At 40.6% G+C, this 18,224-nt stretch carries 14 protein-coding genes; 12 read left to right on the top strand and 2 right to left on the bottom strand.

Going from position 1 to position 18,224, the window contains the following annotated elements; translation table 11 throughout:
• Positions 1–71 precede the first annotated feature (71 nt).
• The 7 genes from R2Q78_RS04120 to R2Q78_RS04090 all read left to right on the top strand — a co-directional run bounded on the left by R2Q78_RS04120 (position 72) and on the right by R2Q78_RS04090 (position 10,152).
• Complete coding sequence (locus tag R2Q78_RS04120) at positions 72–3,542, top strand: SusC/RagA family TonB-linked outer membrane protein (protein WP_316789132.1); 3,471 nt, start codon at positions 72–74, stop codon at positions 3,540–3,542.
• Positions 3,543–3,562: 20 nt separating this feature from the next.
• On the top strand, positions 3,563–5,047 hold the full coding sequence (locus R2Q78_RS04115) for a RagB/SusD family nutrient uptake outer membrane protein (protein ID WP_316789131.1): 1,485 nt from the start codon (positions 3,563–3,565) through the stop codon (positions 5,045–5,047).
• Positions 5,048–5,062: 15 nt separating this feature from the next.
• A complete protein-coding gene (locus tag R2Q78_RS04110; RefSeq protein ID WP_316789129.1) occupies positions 5,063–5,755 on the top strand; it encodes a DUF4843 domain-containing protein in 693 nt (230 codons plus the stop codon).
• A 30-nt stretch (positions 5,756–5,785) separates the two neighbouring features.
• Complete coding sequence (locus R2Q78_RS04105; protein ID WP_316789127.1) at positions 5,786–7,333, top strand: PKD-like family lipoprotein; 1,548 nt, start codon at positions 5,786–5,788, stop codon at positions 7,331–7,333.
• A gap of 19 nt (positions 7,334–7,352) precedes the next feature.
• A complete protein-coding gene (locus tag R2Q78_RS04100; protein WP_316789125.1) occupies positions 7,353–8,462 on the top strand; it encodes an AhpC/TSA family protein in 1,110 nt (369 codons plus the stop codon).
• Between the two features lie 8 nt (positions 8,463–8,470).
• A complete protein-coding gene (locus R2Q78_RS04095; RefSeq protein ID WP_316789123.1) occupies positions 8,471–9,637 on the top strand; it encodes a TlpA disulfide reductase family protein in 1,167 nt (388 codons plus the stop codon).
• A 113-nt stretch (positions 9,638–9,750) separates the two neighbouring features.
• The gene (locus tag R2Q78_RS04090) at positions 9,751–10,152 is read left to right on the top strand and encodes a hypothetical protein (RefSeq protein WP_316789122.1); all 402 of its coding nucleotides are present in this window, start codon (positions 9,751–9,753) and stop codon (positions 10,150–10,152) included.
• A gap of 33 nt (positions 10,153–10,185) precedes the next feature.
• Here the strand turns inward: R2Q78_RS04090 and R2Q78_RS04085 are convergent, their stop codons facing one another.
• Positions 10,186–10,704, bottom strand: coding sequence for a hypothetical protein (locus R2Q78_RS04085; protein WP_316789120.1), 519 nt, complete (start codon positions 10,702–10,704; stop codon positions 10,186–10,188).
• Between the two features lie 152 nt (positions 10,705–10,856).
• Here R2Q78_RS04085 and gatB point away from each other — a divergent pair, with 152 nt between their 5' ends.
• The 5 genes from gatB (at position 10,857) to R2Q78_RS04060 (ending at position 16,813) form a co-directional block, all read left to right on the top strand.
• Positions 10,857–12,320, top strand: a complete 1,464-nt coding sequence (gatB, locus tag R2Q78_RS04080) for an Asp-tRNA(Asn)/Glu-tRNA(Gln) amidotransferase subunit GatB (protein WP_316789118.1) — start codon at positions 10,857–10,859, stop codon at positions 12,318–12,320.
• Position 12,321: 1 nt separating this feature from the next.
• Positions 12,322–13,431, top strand: a complete 1,110-nt coding sequence (locus tag R2Q78_RS04075; RefSeq protein WP_316789116.1) for a TlpA disulfide reductase family protein — start codon at positions 12,322–12,324, stop codon at positions 13,429–13,431.
• A 105-nt stretch (positions 13,432–13,536) separates the two neighbouring features.
• Positions 13,537–14,226 (top strand): response regulator transcription factor, encoded by a 690-nt coding sequence (locus R2Q78_RS04070; protein WP_316789114.1) that lies wholly within the window; start codon positions 13,537–13,539, stop codon positions 14,224–14,226.
• 69 nt (positions 14,227–14,295) lie between these two features.
• Positions 14,296–15,018 carry an RNA pseudouridine synthase gene (locus R2Q78_RS04065; protein WP_316789112.1) on the top strand — a complete coding sequence of 241 codons (723 nt, stop codon included), beginning with the start codon at positions 14,296–14,298 and terminating at the stop codon, positions 15,016–15,018.
• 10 nt (positions 15,019–15,028) lie between these two features.
• The gene (locus tag R2Q78_RS04060; protein ID WP_316789111.1) at positions 15,029–16,813 is read left to right on the top strand and encodes a chloride channel protein; all 1,785 of its coding nucleotides are present in this window, start codon (positions 15,029–15,031) and stop codon (positions 16,811–16,813) included.
• Between the two features lie 16 nt (positions 16,814–16,829).
• On the opposite strand, the gene R2Q78_RS04055 is transcribed toward R2Q78_RS04060, so the two are convergent.
• Complete coding sequence (locus R2Q78_RS04055) at positions 16,830–18,053, bottom strand: TlpA disulfide reductase family protein (protein WP_316789109.1); 1,224 nt, start codon at positions 18,051–18,053, stop codon at positions 16,830–16,832.
• Between the last annotated feature and the right edge of the window lie 171 nt (positions 18,054–18,224).

Here is an 18,224-nt window from a genome sequence, read left to right as displayed (position 1 = left end):
TCATTAAGAATGACGGCCTTTTTCATGTAATTCCAAGCTTAAGTTTAGTAATCACAATAAAAACTAAAAATATGAATTTTTCTGCAGAAGCAGCAAGAAACGGGAATTCTATTTTCCGGAAATTACCCAAACCACTAATACAGATTATGCGCATAACTTCCCTTATTTGCATAGTAGCAGCTATCTCATTGCAGGCTATTGCGTCCAGCGTAAAAGGTCAGGCGATGAATGAAGTGAAACTAAATATTTCATTGAAAAATGAACGCATTGAAAGTGCAATTAAAAAAATAGAAAGCAGTACCAGCTTTCGTTTTCTCTACAGAACCTCAGATCTAAAAAATATCAGGTCTATGACTCTGGACGAAGCCTCTATTACGGTAGAGCAGCTGATGAAACGTTTGCTTTCCAATTCAGATTTGTCCTTTAAACAGGTAGAGGATATGATCGTGATCAGCAGAAACCCTATTGCGGAAAGCCGTAAACTGGTTGTTGTTGCAGACACAGTGATCAGGGGAACTGTCTATGACGGGAAATCTAAGGACAGACTTTCCAACGTGACCATTAAAGTTAAAAACAGGACTACCAGTGTTTTTACGAATTCGAATGGTGATTTCAGGATCAATGCCTCTATTGGTTCCGTTATTTTGGTGAGCTATATCGGCTATGAAACACAGGAGATTACCATTACCAAGCCGGTATTGGAAATCAGACTCTCTGAGTCGGCCCAATCGTTAAAGGGAGTGGTGGTAACAGGGATTTTCTCCCAGTCGAAATCTACTTATACAGGTGCCGCACGATCTTTTAATAAAGAGGAATTATCGAAGGTTTCTAATAACAATGTACTATCCGCATTGGCTTCGTTAGATCCCTCATTTCAGATTCCGGAAAACCTGAATCTTGGCTCGAATCCAAACATATTGCCGGATGTGGTACTTCGCGGCGGGAATACACTTGTAGATACCCGGCAACAAGCAACTGCTGATCCCTTTAACTATCAGGCTTCTCCAAACGCACCTTTATTTATATTAGATGGCTTTGAGACTTCTTTGCAGAGGATTAATGACCTGGATATGAACAGGATCGCCAGCGTCACCATACTTAAAGATGCGGGAGCTACAGCAATTTACGGATCCAGAGGAGCAAATGGTGTTATCGTTATCGAGCAGCTGCGTCCGGTAGAGGGCAAATTGAGGGTTACTTATAACGCAAGTTTGTCAGTAGAAAATCCTGACATCACCGGTTACGATCTGTTAAATGCACGTGAAAAATTCGAATTAGAAGATAGATCGGGTGTATTTAAAAATCCTTTTAATGATACGCAGAACGGCTTGGATCTGGTTAGGGAAAACAGACTCAATGCTGTAGCTCGTGGTGTCAATACAGATTGGCTGGCTAAACCTTTACGTACGGGCATAGGACAAAAGCACAATATCTACGTAGAAGGCGGTGCGGAAGCAGTGACCTATGGGTTGAATCTAACGTACGATCAGAAAACTGGCGCAATGAAAGGTTCCGACAGGAAAACTACAACTGGAAACACCTTTCTTTCTTACAGACTGAACGATAAATTCCAATTTAGGAATGACCTTACACTTACTTTTAATAAAGCTCAGAATTCACCTTACGGATCATTCAGGCAATATGCCCAGTTAAATCCATACTGGACACCTTACGATGAAAATGGAAACCTGAAGATTTATCTGGAGGAAGTGATCAACCCTGAAACGGGACTGCGTGTGAACGGTAACTATACCGATTTTTATGACAATTTAAACGGTTATGTTGGTCGTCCTGTAAATCCGCTATATAATGCATCATTAAATATCGTTGATCAGACGACTTACAGGAGTGTCAGCAACAATTTTGAAACCAGGTGGCAAGCCTTAGATTGGCTGAGATTGACAGGCAGGGTTTCTTACACTTCCCAAAATAATGAATCAGATATATTCCTGCCTGCTCAGCACAGTTCTTTTGCTGCAATACCTACCTTTGAAAAAGGAGCCTACACAAAAGGATACGGTAAAACGCAACGCATAGAAGGGTTTTTGACAGGGGAGGCTAACCGGAGTTTTGGAAAACACACTGTTTCCGGATCAGCTACGTTAAACGTACTTGAAAATTCATTCGACACGCAAAGTGTAAGGGTAGTAGGCTTTCCCAATCCGGACCTAAACCAGTTAATTTTAGGTAACCAGTACCCAGCAAATTCGAGACCTACCGGTACAGAAAGTCTTTCGCGTACCATCGGTACATTGGCCCGTGTAGCTTATAATTATGATAACAGGTATCTGTTTGACGCCACTTACAGGCTTGATGGTTCGTCTTTATTTGGATCAGACAAGCGCTTTGCTCCATTCTGGTCATTAGGAGCAGGCTGGAATGCGCACAACGAATCCTATTTGAAGGAAAATAGCATGATCAATGAGCTGCGGTTCCGTTATTCTATTGGTACTACCGGATCACAGAGCTTTGAAAGCTATAAAGGGGTTACTACCAGTCAGTATTTTACCGACAGGGATTACCGCGGCGTTATCGCTTCCTACTTAATGGGATACGGTAATGAAGCACTGGCATGGCAGGAAACACTAAAACATAACTTTGGTATGGATGCTACGTTATTTGACCGCTTGTCACTAAACGCCAACTATTTTTATGAACGTACAAAAGGCAGTATTGCTTTCATATCCAGTGCGCCGTCAACAGGATTTCCTGGATATTATGACAATATGGGCGATGTGGTGAATAAAGGATACGAGATTTATGCGAGGTACAATATCATTGCGAAGCCTGCAAACAGAAATAATTGGTCTGTATTTGCGAATCTCTTCCATGTGACCAATACCATTGAAAAAATCTCGCCTACCATCAGGGCTTTAAATCAAAGGGCCAATACCACTTTATCTTCAGTACCGCTGCCAAGATATGCCGAGGGACAATCTAAAAATGTAATATGGGGAGTTCCTTCTCTGGGAATTGATCCGGCATCTGGTAATGAATTGTTCAGAAAGAGAAACGGAACGATTACTGATATTTATGATCCGGCAGATCAGATTATCATTGGTGACAGAACATCAACGATCAATGGTACATTCGGAACTAATCTGGAGCTTAAAGGCGTTGGATTTAATATTTTTTTACGTTTTGATCTCGGTGGAGATGATTACAACCAGACACTTGTGGATCGGGTAGAGAAAGTAAATGTAAACCAGTACAACGTAGATAGGAGGGTTTCTGAGCAACGCTGGCAGAAGCCGGGCGACCAGTCGTTATATAAAGCGATAGTAAACTTCGCTGGAACGAATAACCCGCCGACTACCTATGTTACCTCGAGATTTGTGCAGAAAAACAACTTCATTGCAGGTGAGAACGCCTCCCTTTATTATCGTTTTACTGATAAGCTTAATAAACGGTTAGGTATACAAAACACCAAAGTGACTTTGTTTACCAGCGATTTATTTAGAATCTCCAGCATCAAAAGAGAGCGTGGCTTGGATTACCCGTTTGCCCGCAATTTTATGCTTCAACTACAGACAACATTTTAATTCATAAATAGATTATAGATATGAAACACATTAAACAACTTTTGCCGGCATATATTTTTGGGATGCTATTGTTGTTTACCTCCTGCAACAAATGGTTGGATGTAAGTCCTAAAACCACAGTAAAAGAGGATTCCCAGTTCAGCAAAAGACAAGGATTTATTGATGGATTGTTTGGGATCTATCAGAATGCAGCCAAACCTGCCATGTATGGAAGAAATCTAACCTTCGGTCTGTTAGATATTTTATGCCAGCGCTATCAAAACCGTTCTATTGCCACGTCACTATACGCCAAACTTGCAGCCTTCAATTATACAGATGCGGAAGTTCAGGCAGTGATAGATGATCTTTTTGCAACTACGTACAGTACGATAGCCCAGGCAAATTATGTGCTGAGGAACGTGGACAATGGCGTGCTTGATGCGACATCAGCTAGTATCGTCAAAGGAGAAGCTATTGGTATGCGTGGATTTTTACATTTTGAATTGATGCGCTTATTTTCAGATAGTTATAGCGATGGTGCAAATGCTGCATCACCATCCATTACCTATATGAAAGATTTTTCGGTAGCTCCAAATGCCCGTGTGAATCTGGGTACAGCGCTCAGTCTTTGTGAAGCAGATTTAAAAGCAGCAGAACAATTGTTGTCAGTTAACCAGGCAATAGACCAGATCGCCGGTAATCAGGGAAGTACCAATCCGGATTTGTTTTTGCAATACCGTCAGAATCATTTGAATTACTGGGCTGTAAAAGCAGCATTGGCCAGGCTTTATCAATTTAAGGGCGACAAGGTGAATGCGCTTAAATATGCTACGGAAGTAATAGGCAGCGGTAAATTCAATTTCGTAAACCAAAGTGCTTTAGTAGTAGACCCTACACAGGTAACGTCAGATCTTACCTTTAGCTCGGAACACATCTTCTCCATTTATGTATCTAACTTAAAGGTAGTGGCGGATGATGTTTTTAAGAATACTGCAACGGGAGGAGAGACTACTGATTTATGGTCTACCAAAGCTGCTCTAAATATTGTTTATGATACTGGAGTAAGCGGCCAGACCAATGATATCAGGTCCCTCGCTGCTTCCAAGAATCTTTGGCTCACTGTGAACGACAACGTGATATATAATAAAAAATATTGGAGTGATAGCCAGGCAAATGTAAAGCAAAGATTAATCCCGGTGATCAAATTGGCGGAAATGTATTATATAGCCGCTGAATCATCGCCGGATCTAACAGAGGCGACTAAGTTTTTCAATGCAGTGAGAACTGGCAGATTGAATGCTGAGATCGCGGTGCCCGCCAGTGCAGCGGCGCTTGAAACGCAAATTATGCTGGAATACCGGAAGGAGTTTTATGGCGAAGGTCAGCTATGGCATTACTTCAAAAGGAAAAATACTGCCGCGATCTGGAATGGTGGAACCTCTGCAACAGCGATGATCCAGATGAATAAAGCCAGGTATATTTTCCCTTTGCCAAACACAGAGTTAGAGTTCGGATCAGCCAATTAATTTAAGACAACCATTATGAAAATAAGTATAAAAAAAGGGTTCTTAGTGTTTGCAGTGGGATTGCTCTTAGCTTCCTGCACAAAAGACGATCAAAAGCTTTTTGAAGAACCAACAGCGATATACAACTACAACTTTCCTGATAGCATAGAATACACATTTGCAACGAGCCCAACCACTGTAGAATCTGATACGATTTTGATCAATTACAGAATAATTGGCAATGCATCGCCTAAAGACAGGATAATAAACCTTCAGGTGCGGGATGGTGCAACTGCAAAGGCCGGGTACCATTATAAGCTTGGACCTGCGATAGTAAAAGCCAATGAATTTTCTGCTTCGGTTCCTGTGTATTTATACAGAAAGTCAGGTTTAAAAGACAGCACAGTTCAGGTCATATTCGATATAAAAGATAACGAGGAATTGAAGGCGGGTTATCCAGCTAAGCTGAGGTATAAGCTGACGATTACAGATATTCTGAAAAAACCGACAAACTGGGATTCAGCCTGGAAAACTTATTTTGGTGAATACTCGGAAGTAAAATTCAGGTTTCTTCTGGACGTGACCGGCAGAACTGACTGGAATTCATTTCCATTCCCCGGAGATTCCCGTTTCCTGGCAGGTCGTGCCAGAAATGCGCTATTAGAATACAATCAGACCCATGGTCCTTTAATCGATGAAAATGGAGACGAAGTATTTTTTCCAAGCTAGATATTTTTTGATAATTAATATTGAAAGAAGATGAACTTTACAAATAATAAAATCAATGGCCTCTTATTGTTAGTGATTTTGCTCGCTACAGGATGCTATAAAGATAAAAGCAATGATTCGCTGATCCCAATCAACGAAATCAAAATAGATGATCCTAAATCAAAATCTGTCATTACTGTTTTTCCGGGTGAGACATTAAACCTTAAACCAGAACTGACCTTGAGTATGAAGGAAAAAATGGATAAGCTTGACTTTTCCTGGACCTTGTACAACAGTAATGGAAACATCAGTCTTGCTTCGCCTCGTACCGTGATCACCAATGAATACGAACTGAAGTATCCAATTACTCCCGACATATTTACCCTGGGCGAGCCTTATGTGCTTAGGTTAAAAGTAACAGATAGGGAGTCGGGTGTCGGTTCATACATTACTTACAGAATCGTCATCGGAAATAAGTACGGAAATGGCTGGATATTGCTCGAAGATAAAAACGGCGCAGGCGACCTGTCCTTTATTTTTCCTGACAATACTGTAGAGAACAACGTATACACCAGTCGCAACACTGCGCCGTTGGTTAAACCGACGAAATTGCAAATTACTACCTTCTCTATTTCAGAAGACATCTCACCTTCAGGTAAAAGATTGTACATTCTGGCAGATGGTGGAAGTCAGGAATACAATTACCTGACTATGGTTAAGAAATTTGACTATAGTCATTTGTTTTACCTTGCTCCAAGTATTCAGAAACCTCAATTGTTGACCTGGGTTAGTACCACAGCAACTTCTTCTAAGCTTGCGAACCTGGGATTGATCGTCAACAATGGTAAGGCTCATACTAACCTTGTAGGGGGCTTCCCGGGAGTGAAAAAATGGGGTGACGCTGCATTAAATACGTCGGGTAATCTGAATTATTCACTCGCACCTTATGCAGTAGGAGGGCCAAACGTAGATGGCATGTTTTACGACAATACTTCTAAAAGATTTTATAGCGTAATTGCTTATAGTCCAACACCTGGCGCGGGATCTTTAACCGCGTTTCCGCCAAATGCCAGTACCAGTGCATTTGACTTAAACAATGTTGGTATGGATATGTTGTTTCTGGATTCAGCAGATCAGGTTCACCAATACAATGCGATCATGAAAAGCGCTGATAATAAGCCTTGGTTGCTGCGCTTTAAGACGCAAAATACTTCCACAGCCACACCAAACCTGACAATTGAGAAAAAAGAAATGAATGCTCCGGGTGTTTTGAATTATACTGCGGCAGCCGGATCTACCAATACAGGTCATATCTATTATGGCAATGCCAATGTATTGTCGCGTTACGAAACAGGTTCAAATACAGTAGTAGAGAATTATACTTTTCCTGCAGGAGAAAACGTTACGGCAATTAAATACGCCAAGTTTACCTATCAGGATACAGCTCCTGTGAAGCTGGCCAGACTTGTGGTTGCGACCTGGAATGGAACTGAAGGAAAACTTTATTATTTCACTTTAAGTCAACTTGGAGCAATGGGTTCATTTACCAAACAGTTTACTGGTTTCTCCAAAATCGTAGACCTGGCTTATAAATATTAACGCACCTAAAAAAATATAGATGAAAAAACTAAATGGTCAATTGAAGAAATTCATGCTGATAATATTGAGTCCTCTGATGTCAGTTGGAACGGTCTATACGCAAACCAATTTTACTGTTGAAGGTAAAATAAGTGGCTTAGGCAATGAAAAAGTATTCCTCACCGCATCTGCAGGTGGTAAAAATATAGCTGATTCTACAGTAGCTGTAGATGGTGCTTTCAGTTTTAAAGGAAATACACCCGGTACTTTACTATATGGTTTACGTTTCGGACGTCAGTATAAAACAATTGTCATTCAGCCTAATGAAAAGATCCAGATCAATGGAGATCTGGGTAAGCTGAACCAGGCCGTGATTACCGGCGCCGGAGAGCAGGAATTGTGGGAAGAGTGGAGCAAAGGCTGGGCTACAATCACTGCACGTGCAGGTGTATTGTATAAAATGGCCGACAGCATTACGAAAATAGACAAGAACGGCGACAGAAGTGATGTCGACGCTGAATTTGAGAAATTGAACAAACGCCTGATTGACTCTGTGCAGGTTTTCGTAAAAAAATACCCTTCTTCATCAATGGCACCGTTTGTCATCACAGATCGTTTTGTGAACTATCCGAATCCTGAGCAGGCTAAACTAAATTATGCCGCTTTATCCGCTAAAGGGAAGAATTCATTTTATGGAAAAGAGCTTGGTGAATCACTAAGGGTAGCCGCAAAAACAGGTATTGGTGTGAAACCTGATTTCACTCTGCCGGATATAGATGGCAAACCATTGAAGTTGTCTTCTTTAAAAGGCAAGGTAGTCCTGGTTGATTTTTGGGCCAGCTGGTGCGGTCCTTGCCGTAAAGAAAACCCAAATCTGGTAAAAGCCTATGCTAAATACCACGATAAGGGCTTTGAAATCCTGGGTGTTTCACTGGATGATAAAAAAGCAAACTGGGAAAAAGCCATAGCATCAGATCAGCTGACCTGGTTGCATGCATCTGATTTGAAAGGCTGGAAAAGTGACCTGGCTTCGGAATATGGAATCAAATCTATCCCTACCAGTTTTCTGTTAGATGCAGACGGGAAAATCATCGCGAAAGACCTCAGAGGTGATGCATTGGAAAAGAAACTGGCAACAATCTTCAAATAAATAAACACATGAAATCAATCAAAATCACATACACATTTTTATTGCTGCTGTGTAGCCTGGTAACACTGGCCGCAAAACCTCCCGGTTATACCATTACAGGGACATTTACCGGCCTGTCTGACGGAACAGTATTGGAACTCATCCCTTCAGGTTCACATGATGATGAAAAGGCAATCGCCAGTATTCCGGTAAAAAACGGCCACTTTACATTTAGCGGGTCAGTAAACGAACCGAGATTGTTCAGGATAGCAGCTAAAGGATATTATGGTGGCTGCCAGGTGATGGTAGACAATACCACATCTAAAGTAGCGGTTAGTGCTGCGGCAAGCTTAACCGAACGAAATGGCAATAAATTTCTGGATCTGAAAAACCTGAAAGTTACCGGAAGTCCCATTCATGAAGCGTACCTGAAAAAGGTTGCTTATAGGGAAAAATTGAATGAAGAGCACATCGCCTACAATAAAAGGGGAGAGGCCATCGCAAAACAGGTTGGTGCTGCAAGGAGAGATAAAAACAATGCAAAACTGGATTCCTTGTATAAAACGGAAGCTTACAAAACATTTGAGGCAGAAGAAAAAGCTTTCTTTGCGAATGTAACCAAGACGTCTACCGACCTGATCACTGCGCATAAGGATTCCTGGTGGGGTGCGTTCCTGATGCTGAATGCTTATAGCTATTTCACACCAGAGCAAAAGCCATTATTTAATTCCCTGTCTAAAACAGCTCAGGAAAGCTATTACGGACAGAAAATAAAAGAAGAATTGTTTCCCAAAGGATTTTTAGGGGAGAAAGCACCGGCTTTTGAAGCGGCAACCAATGATAAGAAAGATGCTGCACTGAGTCAACTTGTGAAAGGAAATAAATATACCCTGGTAGATTTCTGGGCATCATGGTGCCAGCCTTGCCGTAAATCCATCCCTGCTTTAAAAGCCTTGTATGAGGAAATGAATAAGAAAGGGCTACAGATTGTCAGCATTTCCATTGATAAAAAAGAAGCAGACTGGCTGAAAGCTGAAAAAGAAGAGCAGCTGAAATGGCCAAGCTATCTGGATAAAGGGGCTACTTCAGTCGCTTGGAAAATCCGTACGATCCCGGCTATGTTCCTGCTTGATGAAAAGGGAGTAGTTGTGGCAGAAAATGTAACCATTGCCCAGGTAAAAGAGATGATGAAATAGCCTGAAATATCCCAGATAAAAATAATTTAAATTAAATACTACTAAATAGGTAGACTTTATTATATTTGCCCTTGTATTTAGGTGTAAGGGTAAATTTTTTAAATTATAATTGAATGGAACCAGGTAAAATTGACAGCGTATCTCAAGATGAAAGATATTTAGGACTTACAGATAAACAGTTACTTTCTTTGTTCGAAAAAGGGGATGAGTATGCGATAGGTTTAATTTATGAAAAATACTGGAAGGTACTTTATATTTCAGCTTTTAAGATCCTCAGAAATGAGGAGGAGTCGCGGATCATCGTGAAGGAGGTTTTTACCACTTTATTTAAGCATAGCACGGAATTGAAAATTGGAAATGATATCGGCGCCTATTTAAATGCGGCGGTCAGGCATCAGGTACTTTGTCAGATCAGCAATAGTAAATCATACCATCATCTGTTGGAATCCCTGAGTAATTATGTGCAGGACAAACAGGAAACATCAATAACTGCGACAGTAAAATTGAGTTATTAATACAAAGGCCGGACATTTGTCCGGCCTCTCTTTTTATCCTCTGGGTCTGATGATCCGTTCTATACCGGGATCTCTTCTTTCTCTTCTCACTTCATATCTGTCATTGTCACGTTTCCTACCACGTCCGTGATCTCTTTCATAATGTCCCCTGCCTTTATCTTTATTTTTATAGTGTCTGTCGTTGCTGTAATGAACAGGACCTCTGTTGCTATAATGGTTGTTGTATTTTACCTTATACACATTGTGATTTCTGTAAGGATGCGGGGCATTGACTACATATTTCCTTCCGGAATATAAATTATAGCTTCTGTATCTCGACGGAAGTGAGCGTGAATGGATCCACCGATTTCCACTATAATAAATAAACTGTCTGGTAGGGACGTAATAGTAACTTTCAATTTCCGGCATGTAGTAATAATCTACATGGTCATAACCCCTGGGACCCCATTGCGGTTGCGATCCGATGTTGATGCTCACATTAACCTGAGCTTTTGCGGGAGGTGCTACTGAGAATGCCAATCCGAGCATCGCCAGTAAAATTAGTCTTTTCATAGAATTGTGGTTTTAATATTTGTGTGTGTAATATTAAATTCAAAGTTTGTGCCATAAGTATAATTATGAGTACAAAGCTGTATTAATAACGCATAAATAGTTATGTTTGTATGTCTAATACATATTGATTCAAGTTAAATTATTGCCTATAAATGAGTACGAAAACCGAAGTTTCCCCATCAGTATATGAACTGGTATCTGGCTTGGAAATACACGTACAACTAAATACACAAACAAAAATATTCTCGTCGGACAGTGCCGAATTCGGTGCCGGACCGAATGAGCATATATCAGCGGTATCACTTGCCTTGCCGGGTGCACTGCCAAAACTGAATAAAGAAGTCGTTGCTAAAGCTGTAAGGATGGGTTTGGCCCTGAATTGCACCATTAATCAGGTCAATTATTTCGACCGGAAGAATTACTTCTATGCCGACCTGCCTAAAGGATACCAGATCACACAGGACAATAAACCTATTTGTCAGAACGGATACCTGGATGTGGTATTGAGCAATGGAGAAGAAAAAAGAATAGGGATCAACAGGATCCATCTTGAAGAGGATGCAGGCAAAAGTATGCATGATCAGAATGACCGGTATTCCTATGTAGACCTCAACAGGGCGGGAGTTCCACTTATAGAAATAGTTACTGAACCAGATATACGGAGTTCAGAAGAAGCCTCTGCGCTGCTCACAGAGATGAGAAAACTCGTACGCCATTTAGACGTAAGCGACGGAAATATGGAAGAAGGCAGTTTACGCTGTGATGCCAATATTTCTATTCGTCCGGCGGGGGCAACCGAGTTTGGTACCCGGTGCGAAGTAAAAAACCTGAATTCAATCAGGAACGTGCGCAGGGCGATGGACTTTGAATTTAACAGACAGGCAGAAGTGATTTCTGCCGGGGGGAAAATTATTCAGAGTACCCTGAATTTTGATGCAGAGCAGGGCACCACTTCGCCGATGAGGAGTAAAGAAGAAGCCAATGATTACCGGTATTTTCCAGATCCGGATCTGGCACCTATACACATCTCCGATGAGTGGCTGGCCCAGCTGAAATTTGATATGCCGGCATTACCGCGTGAAATTTCCAAACAGTTGATTCATGACTATGGAATGAATGCTTCAGAAGCGACTATGCTTTCAGAAGATCATGAGTTGCTGAATTATTTCAATACAGCGCTGGCCGGGATAAATAACCCGAAAAGTCTGGTCAACTGGCTAACAGGATCAGTGAGGGCGTTGTTGAGTGAGCAGGGGATCAGTATATCAGACTTTAAAGTGAGTGCAGAACAGCTTGCCGATGTCATTAACCTGGTCGACGATAAAAAGATCACACAGCAGATTGCATTGCAGCAATTACTGCCGCTGGTCATGAAGTCTGAAAACGCTGATGTAGCGAAGCTCGCTGCAGAACAAAACCTGCTGATAGCCGAAAACAGCGATGAGCTGAGTGGATTTGTGGATACCGTACTTCAAAAGTATGATGCGCAGGTACAGGCGTATAAAAAAGGAAAAAAAGGAGTATTGGGCCTTTTTGTCGGTGAAGTAATGAAACTGGCAAAAGGAAAAGCCAATCCTCAGAAAATAAATGAAATCCTACAGGAAAAACTAAAGTAACATGAACAGAATCAATTTTCTATTAATCCTACTTTGCGTGGCTTTCGCGTCATGTAAAGACAACAGTAAATTTGTAATCAACGGTGAATTTAAAAATGCGGCGCCAAAAAGTAAAGTGTACCTGTTTGGTTTAAAAAAAGATAATGCGGTTGCGCTTGATTCTACCGTGTTTTCAGATAAAGGAGAATTCAAATTTAGCCATAGTACACCGGGTGTAGATTTCTTTAGGATTACTGCGGACAATCATGAATACATGATCATCGCGAAAAACGGAGATGTTATTAAAATTACTGCGGATCTGGGTGATAAAACCTTAGCTTACCACATTTCAGGTGCAAGAGAGGCAGATAAGTTACAGGAATTAAATACCACTAAAAACGCATACATTGCTCGTATCAATACCATACAGACACAATTTGAAGAAACTGTAGCGGCCCAGCCAGATAAGCGTGAGATGATCATGGAGCAAATCAAGCCACAATACAATGCTGAAGTGGAATCTCTGAACAAGACCATTCTGAAATTTGCTCAGGACAATACAGAATCACTGGCCGGGTTTTATGCGATCAATCTTTTAAACCCTGCTGAATACGAGAAAGAGGTAGTTGACTATTCAGATAAAATAAAAAGCAGCTTTAACGACAATGAGGCGGTAACAGAATTCCTTAAAAGAATGGCAGGCCTGAAAGCGGTGCAGGTAGGGCAGATTGCGCCTGATTTTACTATTGATGGCCTGGATGGCAAACCTGTGAAACTTTCCGATTTCAAGGGGAAATATGTTTTATTGGATTTTTGGGCATCATGGTGTATGCCTTGCAGACAAGAGAACCCAAATCTTGTTAAGGCCTATCAGCAATTCAAAGATAAAAACTTCACCGTACTTGGCATTTCTTTAGATAAAGATGTTGCGGCATGGAAAAAGGCGATCGCGGACGATCAGCTGACCTGGAACCATGCCAGCGAACTGAAAGATTTTGAGGGACCGACGGTAAGGTTATATCAGATTGAAGCCATTCCAAGTTCATTTTTAATTGATCCCAATGGAAAGATTCTGGCTAAAAACCTGCGTGGTGAAGAGCTTGACGCTTTTTTAAATAAAACTTTACGGTAACCCTAAATTCATGTTAATATACATGAGTCTGTTAACAATTTGTTAACTTCGTTTTAACGGTATATTATAATTGATTACCTAATTTCGTAACAAATAATTAAAGCTATGAGCACCGTAAAACAGAAGATACTGATTGTTGATGATGAACCAGATATTTTAGAGTTAATAGAATATAACCTAAAAAAAGAGGGGTATCAGGTATTTTTGGCTAATAATGGTCAGGAAGGTATCAGCGTTGCAAAGAAAGTTCACCCTGATTTAATCATCCTGGACATCATGATGCCCAAAATGGATGGTATTGAGGCTTGCAGACTCATGCGTGCCATTCCTGAATTCAAAAATACCTTTATGGTGTTTTTAACAGCCCGAAGTGAAGAGTATTCGGAAATAGCCGGATTTAATGTAGGTGCAGATGATTATATCGCCAAGCCGATTAAGCCAAGGGCACTTGTAAGCCGCATCAATGCCATATTGAGAAGAAATTCAAGTGCCGATGAGGTATCAGATAATAAAGTCGAGATAGGAGACCTTGTGATAGACAGAGAAGCTTACCTGGTATATCAGAACGGACAGAAAGTAGTATTGGCTAAAAAAGAATTCGAACTGCTTTACCTATTGGCTTCTAAGCCAGGAAAAGTATACACCAGAGAGTCTATCTTAAAGAACATCTGGGAGGATTCAGTTGTAGTTACCAACCGTACGATAGATGTGCACATTCGCAAACTCCGTGAAAAGCTGGGAGAAAATTATGTGGCAACAGTCAAAGGTGTAGGCTATAAATTTGAGCTTTCTTAAAACAGACGGTCATTCTTCCTCCCAATGACGGGAAAATACGTACTTTTGTGTTTTACATAAAATTACCGAGTGAAGTACCCAAATTTTAAAGACCTTATACTGTTCGAAAACGATGATTATATCGTCGTAAATAAACCACCTTTTGTAGCATCGCTTGATGAGCGCGGAGGTTCAGGTGAAGTAAATATCCTTCGTCTTGCCAAGCAATATTCATCAGATGCCCAGGTTTGTCATCGTTTGGATAAAGAGACTTCCGGTGCGATTATCATAGCCAAAACACCGGAAGCTTACCGTCATGTATCGATGCAGTTTGAGCGTCGTAAGGTAAATAAAGTTTACCATGCCGTTGTAGACGGTCAATTTACGTTTAATGACCTGTTCATTGACCTGCCCATTCTGAATGACGGCAATAAAAACGTGACCATAGACAGGAAAGAAGGCAAACGTGCCGAAACCTATTTCAATACCCTCAAGAATTACAGACATTATACCCTGGTAGAATGTAAGCCTGTAACCGGCAGGATGCACCAGATCCGGATCCACCTTGCAACCCAGCGTGCTGCCATAGTTGGGGACATCATGTACAAGGGGAAGCCGGTTTACCTTTCCAGCATGAAAAAAGGTTATCGCATAGCCAAGGATGATGAAGAACAGCCGATTATGAAGCGTTTTGCTTTACATGCAAGGTATGTTACATTCAAAGGAATTGATGACCAGGATATATTTATTGACGCTCCATACCCAAAAGATTTTGCAACCCTCATCAAATTACTTGATAAATTTGATGCCTAAATTTTAAGCTATGTATGTACGGCTGGTAAATTATGTTGACGCGATTAACCACTACCGGAAGACTAAAATATCAAACAGGAACTTCCTGGTTATCGCTGCACTGATTGTCGGCGTACTGGCAGGACTTGCAGCGGCACTTTTAAAGACCGTAACCCATCATATAGAAGAGTTTTTGCAAAGCGGCTTTCACTGGCAGTATAAATACTACCTGTTTTTCTTTTTCCCATTTATCGGGATTCTGCTATCAGTTATGTATGTACGCAGGTTTATTAGAAAGGGGAAATTTGAAACCGGACTGACTCCATTATTGTATACCATTTCTAAAAAGTCCAGTAAGGTAGAACCCCATAATATTTATTCCCAGATCATTACTGCAGCTTTGACAGTTGGTTTTGGCGGGTCTACGGGACTGGAGGCGCCTATTGTGACCAGCGGCTCAGGCATAGGATCTGTTGTTGGCCGTTTTCTTGGCCTTTCCTACCGCGAAACGACGATGTTGCTGGCATGCGGTGCTGCGGCCGGTATTTCGGCTGCATTCACTAGTCCGATTGCAGGTATCGTGTTTGCCATTGAAATATTGCTCCCTGAATTTACCATTCCCGCATTTATTCCATTGTTATTAGCCTCTGCAACAGCAGCAGTTGTGGCCAGGTTTTTCTTTAATGAGCAACTCTTTTTTCTCGTTACAGAAGGATGGAAGATGGACGCGCTGATCTATTACATTATACTCGCCGTTATCATTGGTTTTTTTTCCATCTATTTCACCAAGGCAAATTATGCGATCAAATCCTTTTTTTACAAGATCAAACATCCCTATAAGAAAGTTGTAGTCGGAGGACTGGTACTTGGTTTGATGGTGTTCTTGTTTCCGACCTTATATGGAGAAGGCTATGTTACCATCAGAAATCTGCTTGGAGGAAATTATTCGGCAGTCATTACCAACAGCATATTTTCCGAATACAGCAATGTTTCCTGGATGATCATTCTATTTACCGTTGTTACTGTTTTTGCTAAATCTGTAGCTACGCTGGTTACGCTTGGCGCAGGGGGAAATGGCGGTATTTTTGCACCCAGCTTAATTGTAGGTGGTTTATTGGGATTTGTCGTTGCTTTTTCTGCCAATACATTAGGCATTGCACATTTGAATGTGGCTAACTTTATCGTGGCGGGGATGGCGGCTTCGTTAAGCGCAATTATGCATGCGCCTCTGACCGGTATATTTCTGATTGCGGAGATTACGGGTGGTTATGTACTTATGGTGCCTTTAATGATTACCTCAGCGATTTCTTACCTGATCAACCGCAGTAAAAATAAGTATTCTATTTACACCCGTCCCCTGGCTGAAAGTGGTGATCTGATGTCGCATGAGGACAAAGACAGTACCGTTCTGCAAATGATGAAGCTGAAACATCTGGTTGAAAAAGATTACCTCAGTCTGCATGAAGATGAACTCATTGCAGAGAAAATGACTGATATTTTACAGTCGAAGAGGAACATTTTCCCTGTGTTAGGAGATGACGGCGGCTTTAAAGGGTTGGTTTATGTAGAGGATGTGCTGAAAAGGAAAATAGACAATAATGAAATGAATACGGTGAATGACCTGATGCAGGCTGCCCCGGCGACAATATTTGAAGACAGCAGTATGAAAGCCGTACTTCAGAAAATGGAAAAGGAAAATGTCTGGATCCTGCCGGTGCTGGATCAGCAGGGAAGGTACCTTGGTTTCATTTCCAAAACAGCAATATTTAACAAGTATCGTGCATTGTTAAGCAGGCAGGCAGATTATATGGGATAGATAAAATGTAATCTGCCTACTTGGTATTAGCCTCTATAAAGTTCTTTAAGTTATCAAATCCATTGATCCCGGAGTCACGGAAAACTATTTTACCGAATGAATCAATCAATAGAAAGCCTGGATACCCGTCAATTTCATAATTATCAGCAAAGTTTGCATTGCCATTGCTGGCATTGAGAACTTGTATCCAATCTATTTGATATTTTTCTATATGCTTCTTAACAGGATCCAATTTGTCATTACAGGCAATGCTGATAATGGATAAATTGTTCCCTTTATTAGCTTCGTACAAAGTTTTTAAGGAAGGTAATATGGCTTTACATGGACTGCACCATGTTCCCCAGTATTCCAATAGCACATATTTTGTTTTTAAGTCAGATAGCTTGAATTTTTTATTTTCAAGAGTTACAAAAGAAAGCTCAGGAGCGAAGAAGCCGACGTTTATTCCAATAGGTTTTTCATCAGTTATTTTTGTAAGGCTCATTTGTAAACCATTAGCTGAAATGTTATTTATTGCATAATATTCATTGTTTACTGTGATTTTGTCGCCCACATGATATCCTTTCGCCAGGTTTTGGTTTTTTTTAAGCATTACAAAATCAATTGCTGAATCTGCTACGAATAATTTTACTGAATTACGCGTAAAATCTAATGGCTTTTTGGGAACAAGGTAGAAGTAAAATTTCTTTCCCCCTATATCCACCTGCTTTGAGTAGTAATTTCTGTTGCGATAGGCAAAAAAGAATTTATTTTCTAAATGATCTCCCAAATCAAGCCGCAGGGCTTTAGGCTTTATGATCGTGTAATCAAAGGTAACCGGAACAGGTTCTCCTTTCGGCCTCTTTATGGAACTGTTAAACGTCTTGTAGTTACCCTTGCTGGAGGAATTTATGGTATCCTGAAAGTAAATCACCTGGTCATCGTTAAAGTCATGGTTCATATTTTGATCAAAAACTATAAATTTCTTAGCTTCATTGTTCTCTCCGATTAATATTCCCAAGGTCTCGTCTATGCTTTTAAGATAGATAGACCGCGTTGTTGTAAAACTGGTTTTGTCGAATTTGGAGGTATTCCATCTGATGTCAGATTTAACATCTGCTTTTCCTAATGCGAAGACAGTGAATGAATTGACTACTGTGTCTGACTGAAAGCTTAACTCTACTTTGAGATTTTGTCCAAAAATAGGGTTTAGGGAAGTATTCAGTAACAGCAAAAGAAATAGAAGTATTTTAAGATTCATCTGGTTGTATTTTAGCGTTTATTTTTATCAAACCGTTATGTAATTCTAATAACTAAAGATTTAGTAAATATAAAACTAAATCTTTAGTTACATGCTATTTTATTAGAATTTTATACTGAATCCGAAAGTCTTCTTGGAACAATATTGTGGAGGACTCCAACTTATTTAACT

The sequence above is a fragment of the Pedobacter frigoris genome (assembly GCF_032678645.1).
Taxonomy (GTDB): Bacteria; Bacteroidota; Bacteroidia; order Sphingobacteriales; family Sphingobacteriaceae; genus Pedobacter; species Pedobacter frigoris_A.
This window is presented reverse-complemented; position numbering and strand designations above follow the sequence as displayed.

Coding starts and splice junctions, on each gene's coding strand:
- R2Q78_RS04120 (WP_316789132.1), top strand. CDS start 72: ATGAATTTTTCTGCAGAAGCAGCAAGAAACGGGAATTCTATTTTCCGG.
- R2Q78_RS04115 (WP_316789131.1), top strand. CDS start 3,563: ATGAAACACATTAAACAACTTTTGCCGGCATATATTTTTGGGATGCTA.
- R2Q78_RS04110 (WP_316789129.1), top strand. CDS start 5,063: ATGAAAATAAGTATAAAAAAAGGGTTCTTAGTGTTTGCAGTGGGATTG.
- R2Q78_RS04105 (WP_316789127.1), top strand. CDS start 5,786: ATGAACTTTACAAATAATAAAATCAATGGCCTCTTATTGTTAGTGATT.
- R2Q78_RS04100 (WP_316789125.1), top strand. CDS start 7,353: ATGAAAAAACTAAATGGTCAATTGAAGAAATTCATGCTGATAATATTG.
- R2Q78_RS04095 (WP_316789123.1), top strand. CDS start 8,471: ATGAAATCAATCAAAATCACATACACATTTTTATTGCTGCTGTGTAGC.
- R2Q78_RS04090 (WP_316789122.1), top strand. CDS start 9,751: ATGGAACCAGGTAAAATTGACAGCGTATCTCAAGATGAAAGATATTTA.
- R2Q78_RS04085 (WP_316789120.1), bottom strand. CDS start 10,704: ATGAAAAGACTAATTTTACTGGCGATGCTCGGATTGGCATTCTCAGTA.
- gatB (WP_316789118.1), top strand. CDS start 10,857: ATGAGTACGAAAACCGAAGTTTCCCCATCAGTATATGAACTGGTATCT.
- R2Q78_RS04075 (WP_316789116.1), top strand. CDS start 12,322: ATGAACAGAATCAATTTTCTATTAATCCTACTTTGCGTGGCTTTCGCG.
- R2Q78_RS04070 (WP_316789114.1), top strand. CDS start 13,537: ATGAGCACCGTAAAACAGAAGATACTGATTGTTGATGATGAACCAGAT.
- R2Q78_RS04060 (WP_316789111.1), top strand. CDS start 15,029: ATGTATGTACGGCTGGTAAATTATGTTGACGCGATTAACCACTACCGG.
- R2Q78_RS04055 (WP_316789109.1), bottom strand. CDS start 18,053: ATGAATCTTAAAATACTTCTATTTCTTTTGCTGTTACTGAATACTTCC.